The following is a 5,860-nucleotide window of genomic DNA, read 5'->3' as shown; positions in this document are numbered from 1 at the left end:
ATTATCCCAAGGAGGCGGTCGAGAAAATACCCGTCTTTTATTTGACGCTTACATTATTTCTGCCTCGTGCTGCGAAAACAAAAGAGACTGCTTCAATCGGCCGAAAAATCGGCTGACGAGGCAGTCTCAAAAATCTTTCTTTAGAAAGCAGGGATTTGTCCATGACCGTTTCGGATCCGGACAGAAACCGGAAATTTTCGTTTATTCTACGCCGAGAACTTCTGCGCAGCGGTCGCATACGCCGCCTTCATGATGGCTGTGCGTATAGTTGCGGCATCTTTCGCAAAGATGTCCGTCCGTATGTTTCACTTCGATCTCGCATACCGAATACGGCTTGAGCGATTCGTCCGTGAACTCAGCGGACTCGACCATCAGCCACTGAGCCGGATTGGAGATGTACTCCTCTACGATACTGCGCAGTTCATCATTGGCATGGATGCGCAGAACGGCTTCGTTGGATTTTTTCAGAACGCCGTCGGTCTTGGCTTCTTCAAGAGCCTTCAGTACGTCCTTGCGCAGCGCAAGCGCGGTTTCCATGTTCTTTTTCAGTTCTGTGGTGTCTTCGATCAGACCGGATTTAACAAACTCGGAAAGGTGGATGGATTCTTCATCGAACTTCATGAGGTCGTTGATCTCTTCGGCGGTGTGCGCCAGGATTGGAGCCCAAAGACGAGTCAGAATCGAAGCCGTGAGATACAGAACGGTCTGGATTTCGCGGCGGTCTCTCGAATCTTCTGCATCGCAATAGAGGATATCTTTCGCGTAGTCGAGGTAGTAGCTCGAGAGCTCGTTAGTCATCAGGATCACCATCAGGTTGACCGCATCTGAGAAACGGTATTCGTTGTACGCCTTGCGGACTTCATCAACCGTATCGTCGAGCAGAGCGAGGATGAACTTGTTCTGCGGCGAAAGCGTTTCAACATCGAGCAGATCGTCCTTGCCAAACGTATTGCCGTCCAGGTTGCCGACGAGGAAGCGGAAGGTGTTGCGGACTTTGCGGTACGTATCGGATACCTGTTTGAGGATATTGTCGCCTACTGAGCAGTCGGCCTGATAGTCCACCATGCACGCCCAAAGACGCAGCACGTCCGCACCGAACTTGTTGGTGATTTCCGCCGGAGCCATGGCGTTCCACAGGGATTTGGACATTTTGCGTCCCTGTTCGTCCATGATGAATCCGTGGGAAAGAACCTGTCTGTACGGAGCCTGTCCGTATACGGCGGTTCCAATGATCAGAGAAGAGTTGAACCAGCCGCGATACTGGTCGGAGCCTTCAAAGTACAGGTCTGCCGGATAGCCGAGGCCCCGTTTTTTCATCGCGCCCGTATGGGAGCTTCCGGAGTCAAACCATACGTCCATCGTATCGGTTTCCTTCGTGAAGAGACCGTTTGGCGAATGTTCGTTCGTATAGCCTTCCGGAACGAGATCCTTGGCGTCGCGTTCGAACCATACGTTGGATCCGTATTCGCCGATCAGCTTTGCTGCATAATCAAACAGAACCGGATCCATCAGCGGGGTGCCGTCTTCGCCATACAAAATTGGAATAGGTACGCCCCAGGCACGCTGACGCGAAATGCACCAGTCGGCACGGTCGGCGATCATGTTGTTCATGCGGTCTTCGCCCCATGCCGGTACCCAGGAAATGGAGTGGATCTGATCGAGGAGCTGATCACGGATTTTATCGATGGAAGCAAACCACTGTGTTGTCGCACGGAAGATGATCGGCTTTTTCGTACGCCAGTCGTGCGGATAGGAATGGACGATATCTTCACGGCTCAGCAGCGCACCTTTTTCGGTCAGCCAGTCGATGACGATCGGATTGGCTTCGTCTACGGTTTTGCCGGCCAGACGCGGTCCGCAGACATCCATCATGCGGCCCTGCGCGTCAACGTTTACGAAGACAGGCAGACCGTACTTGCGGCCGATCATGAAGTCGTCCATACCAAAGCCAGGCGCGGTATGAACCAGACCGGTACCGGAATCGTCAGTGACGTGTTCGCCGACCATAACGAGAGATTCCACTTCCGGATAAAGCGGATGAGTTGCGGTCATATATTCGAGATCCTTGCCAGGGATGATCTGGAGGACTTCGTAGTTTTCAATGCCAAAACGCTGCATCAGTTCTTCCACCATTGTGGAAAGCACGATCAGATTGCCCTGATCGGTTTTGACGCGGGCGTACTCAAAGCGGGGATGAACGGAAATACCGAGGTTGGACGGGATGGTCCATGGGGTGGTCGTCCAGATGACGAAATAGTCGTTTTCATCGAGGATGCTCTTGCCGTCCTTGACCTGGAATTTCACGTAGATCGTCGGCGAAGTTACATCCTTGTATTCGACTTCGGCTTCCGCGAGAGCGGTTTCGCTCGAAGGAGACCAGTAAACCGGTTTGAGGCCCTGATAGATCAGACCGTCTACCGCCATCTTTCCGAAAATACGGATCTGTTCTTCTTCAAAGTCCGGAGTCAGCGTGATGTAGGGATGATCGTAATCGCCGATCGATCCTAAAGCCAGGAAACCTTTTTTCTGACGTTCTACCTGCTCGAGCGCAAATTCACGGCAGATCTTGCGGAATTCCGGGATACCGATTTTCTTGCGGTCATAGCCAAGCTTGGTTACCGCGGTTTCGATAGGGAGACCGTGCGTATCCCATCCGGGGATGTAAGGAACCTGGTAGCCCTGCATGAATTTCGATTTGTTAATGACATCCTTGAGGACTTTATTCATCGCATGACCGATATGGATGTCCCCGTTGGCATACGGAGGACCGTCATGCAGTACAAAAGGCTCACAGCCTTCGCGTTTGGCGAGCATCTTTTCGTAAAGATGTTCATCCTGCCAGCGTTTCTGAAAAACCGGTTCTTTCCTGGGGAGGTTTCCTCTCATTTCGAACGTCGTTTTCATCATCTGGAGGGTCGATTTATAATCGTTCTTTTTCTCCATTCTCTTACGTCCTTTCTGCAGACACAAAAAAAGCCGCCCTTGTTTAAGGACGACAATGCGCGGTACCACCTTACTTCTTCAGGGCGTTTTCCCTGAAGCACTCGCAGATAACGGTCTGCTTCCGGAAAAGAGTACTCCATTCCCCTTTTCAGCTTCAAAGTGATACCCTGCAGATTTTTCATGCAGCCTTTTCACCAAACCGGCTGCTCTCTGCTTTCCAAATTCTGCAGGACGCGTCTTTGTCATTGCTTTTTCTGTTTACAAATTCATTTATTGATATTTCAGAATATTTACGATCAGTCTGCCTTTTCTGCTGACACCGTCGAGTTCGCCTATCATGAACTTTCCATGGCGGCGTACAGAGATGGTGTCATTATTGCACAGCACTTTCGCGGATTCAAGAATCGCATCATTGACTTTTACAAATCCCTGTGCAATCAGGCTTTTTGCGTCCGCTCTAGAGCAATGGGCAAGCGCTGCCACAATGCAGTCGGCGCGCATGCTTGCCGTGTTGATCTTGAGATGCTCAAAGACCGGTTTGGGCATTTCCAGCGGATCGCATTCTTCAAATTCGACGGGGGTTCTTGCGATCAGACGAATTTCCTGATGAATGAATTCAGCCAGATCGCTCTTGCAGACCAGATAGAGCGCATCCGGGCTTGCGGCGATATCGCCGATGGACTCCCGCTTTAAGCCGGAGTGCATCAGGGCGCCGAGCACATCGGAATGCTTCAGCACTCTGGAAGAAGAGGCAGGCAGTTTTGCCTTCATTACGCAGCATTCCCCTGTTGGAATATACAGTCCGTCTTCTTCTGGATCGGGACGGTCAAAAGCCTCGTCGAGAATAAAGCGGCAGCGTACGGCGTCCGGATATCCGCCGTCAAAACGCCCGCCGGCTTTCGCGGCGATTCGGCCGATCTGCATTTTTTCAAAAGGGGTTAAAAAACCGGTCATGAACGGTTTTCCAAATCGTTCAAAACGGTCGATGCCGTTCTGTACCGATCGAAAAAACTGTTCATGACCGTTTGTGTTTTCCGCCATGATTACTGAGCAGATTCTTCTTCAGCTTCGTCGTTCAGGTTGATCGAGCCTGCTACGCCGATTTCTTTCGGATAGCAGAGAATTACATCCGGTCCGATATGCTTGAGCTCTCCGCCAAGGGCAAAGGCTACACCAGTCAGGAAGTCTTCCATGCGGCGAGCATATTCATCAGTCAGCTTGTGCAGGTTCACTACAACTGCGCGGCCTTCTTTCATGCGGTTGCCAGCCAGTTCCGATTCGTTCAGGCTTCTCGGCTCAAAAAGAACCATTTTTGTGTTGGCATCCAGATGCGGTGCGCCGTTGTCTTTCTTCACTTCGTACGCGTTGCCAGCAGGACGAGCTGTAGGTGCAGACTGTTCTGCTGTTTCTACGACTTCATCTTCTTCTACGTATTCTTCGTCGTCACCAGGTTCAACGAATGATTTAAAACGATCCATCAGTCCCATAAATAAACCTCCTCCAAACAATTTTTATCTTACCATACGACAGAAAGGTCAGAAACCAGGAAAACCCGTGGCCGCCTGTCCTTTCCGCAATGGAATCTGCGTGTAAGAAAGCCGATTTTTTTGAAAGTCAGGCCAGGAAATCGATCGGGGTTTGTCTATCGAATGGGTACAGGGCGATTTTTGCCGCTTGTGGTATTTTACTGACCAGACGGCGTGAATACAAGTGCGGCGATAGAATTCTGCAAAATTTATGGCGGCTTTTCCGGCGTCCTCAAAAGATCCGCACGCAATCTCCAATCGAACTTTACCTATGAGCAATTCGCAAGCGCTTTCCATATTCTGAAGCAGGGATTATGCGCAATGGTTTGCGTCGCTTTTCAGGTCAGAGCGCATGAAATTTCATGCTCATGCGCTCTAATGCAATCGGGTTTGAACGATTCAAAGAGGTGCGTGGAGCTGCCGTTCTAGAAGTCCTTGAAGGCGTCGCTCATCTGCTTTGTGCGTGTCAGCCAGCCAGTCTGGCCTTCCTCTAAAGCGGGCAGCTTGAGAAGGGCAAACGGGCCTTCGTTATTGAGATACCACTCGCCTTTCGGGAAGCGGGATCGAAACGCCTTCAGCGTGTTCTGCACCCCAGAGCCGAATCCGACAACAGAAAGCGCCTTGCAGCCGTCAAACATCTTCTGAATGAAACGGGCGTTCTGTGTCTGGAAATGCGTGATGTTCAGGCGCTGCAGCTGATAGGCATCGTTGAACATCTTGAAAAGGCTCAGGGCATTGGCGGTATCAAAGCTTTCCAGATTGAGCGACTGAATTGAGCTGCACTCGGAAAACATGAAGTCCATATTCGTCACATGCCGGGTATCGAAGCCGGAGAGATCCAGACTTTGCAGGGCGCGGTCGCCCGAGAACATAAATCCCATGTCCTCGCATTTCGACGTGTCAAAGTGAGATACATCCAGACCGCCCAGCCGGTGGCAGAACGCGAACATGCTTTCCATGTTTCGAACATTGGACGTATCGAAACCGGAAACGTCGAGGCTTTCGAGCAGGTAGCAGCTGGTAAACATGCCGGACATGTCTTCGACACTTCGCGTATCGAAGCTTTGTACGTTCAGTTCATGCAGGCTGTAACATCCGTTGAACATGTTGGCCATATCCCGCACGTTTCCGGTCTGAAAGCCGTCGATGTTCAGTTCGGTCATGCCGCTGCAGTCAAAGAAGAGCGAACGCATGCTGGTGACTTCGCTCGTGTCCCAGCCGGAGAGATCGATCGATTCAATTGAAGTGTAAATGCCGCGCTTGCTGACGGTGGCGCGTTCGGCACCGCCAAATGCATAGCTCAGATCACCGATTACCTTGAGAGGCGCGCTGCCGTCTACCCGGTCGATTTCCTTGCGCCAGGGATACCATGGCCAGCGATCGGACGTATC

4 protein-coding genes and 1 other annotated feature are annotated in these 5,860 nt (G+C 51.4%); all 4 genes read right to left on the bottom strand.

The window, feature by feature from the left end; translation table 11 throughout:
• Positions 1–201 precede the first annotated feature (201 nt).
• Positions 202–2,943: an isoleucine--tRNA ligase gene (ileS, locus tag ACLUYS_RS09175; RefSeq protein WP_412659670.1), complete on the bottom strand. Its 2,742-nt coding sequence runs from the start codon at positions 2,941–2,943 to the stop codon at positions 202–204.
• Between the two features lie 42 nt (positions 2,944–2,985).
• Positions 2,986–3,198, bottom strand: a binding site (T-box leader).
• A 15-nt stretch (positions 3,199–3,213) separates the two neighbouring features.
• Positions 3,214–3,984, bottom strand: a complete 771-nt coding sequence (locus tag ACLUYS_RS09170) for a YlmH/Sll1252 family protein (protein WP_412659669.1) — start codon at positions 3,982–3,984, stop codon at positions 3,214–3,216.
• 2 nt (positions 3,985–3,986) lie between these two features.
• Positions 3,987–4,430 carry a cell division protein SepF gene (locus ACLUYS_RS09165; RefSeq protein WP_230268403.1) on the bottom strand — a complete coding sequence of 148 codons (444 nt, stop codon included), beginning with the start codon at positions 4,428–4,430 and terminating at the stop codon, positions 3,987–3,989.
• A gap of 464 nt (positions 4,431–4,894) precedes the next feature.
• A partial coding sequence (locus ACLUYS_RS09160; RefSeq protein WP_412659668.1) for a BspA family leucine-rich repeat surface protein occupies positions 4,895–5,860 on the bottom strand: 966 nt, incomplete at its 5' end.

The sequence above is a fragment of the Allobaculum sp. genome (genome assembly GCF_047010065.1).
Classification (GTDB): Bacteria; Bacillota_I; Bacilli_A; order Erysipelotrichales; family Erysipelotrichaceae; genus Allobaculum; species Allobaculum fili.
This window is presented reverse-complemented; position numbering and strand designations above follow the sequence as displayed.